This window comes from Pseudomonas sp. 05N434, assembly GCF_056396965.1.
On the sequence record NZ_JBFTMK010000942.1, the window covers coordinates 1 to 1,002 of the forward strand.

Here is a 1,002-nt window from a genome sequence, read left to right on the forward strand (position 1 = left end):
GACTGATCCCGTTCCTCACCCAATACCTGACGCGTTACCCCGAAACGGAAATCGAGTTGGAGTTGACGGACAGGTTCGTGAATGTCGTGGAAGAAGGCTACGAAGTCGTCTTCCGGCTGGGAAAACCTCAGCTGGCCGACAGTGCAGCTCTGGTTCAACGCGGTTTGAAACCTTTCAGGATGTTAGCCTGCGCATCCCCCGCTTATCTCTCGCGCAAAGGGGTCCCGCTCCATCCTGAGCAGCTCGTGGACCATGACTGTCTGGGCTACCTGTTTTCCGATCGAATGACAGACAAGCTCTGGCGATTCACTAAAGATATGCAGACGTTCACGATCCCCATTGCGAGTCGACTGAAAGTAAACAACACCATGGCCAAGGTGAACGCCGCATTGTCGGGTTTCGGTATTACGCTCTGCGTCGAGGACGTGCTGACGCCCTACGTGCGACGAGGTGAGTTGGTCGTACTTTTTGAGAACTTCGAAGGCCCCATCTACCCTGTCAACCTGATCTACCCCGCCGACCGTCGCCCTTCAGCAAAGCTCCGACACTTCGTGGATGAGGTCATCCAAAGCTTGGGTTGACCGCAGCAAGAGCTGATTGCACACAGCTTGAGCAAGCGTGCCAGTCGATGGATGGCGAGCACTGCGTGATCATGGATGTGGAACCCACACCGGCTCATCGAACCCCAGAAGTCGAGAGCACCAAGACGATGATCGATCGGGTCGAAGTGCAGTTCGACATCAAGCCAGAGCGCCTCATTGGCGACACCGCTTACGGTACTGCGCCGATGCTGGCCTGGATGGTGGAGAAAAAAGACATCGAGCCGCATATGCCGGTGTGGGACAAAACTGAGCGCAAGAACGACAGCTTTTCGAGTAACGATTTCCACTGGAATGAAGAGGCCGAGGAATACCGCTGCCCGGCCGGCAACGTATTACGCAGCGAATGGCGAGTCTTCAAGACGAGCGTTCGCACGTCACCAAAGCCAACACCATCATCTTC

The 1,002-nt window shown here is 55.6% G+C and carries 1 protein-coding gene and 1 pseudogene; both read left to right on the forward strand.

Annotated features, from left to right (window positions below):
* Positions 1–581, forward strand: a 581-nt coding sequence (locus AC1DLB_RS30910) for a LysR substrate-binding domain-containing protein (RefSeq protein ID WP_477786394.1), incomplete at its 5' end; no start/stop codon positions are given.
* A gap of 47 nt (positions 582–628) precedes the next feature.
* A pseudogene (locus AC1DLB_RS30915) lies at positions 629–1,002 on the forward strand (IS5/IS1182 family transposase); the annotation flags it as partial.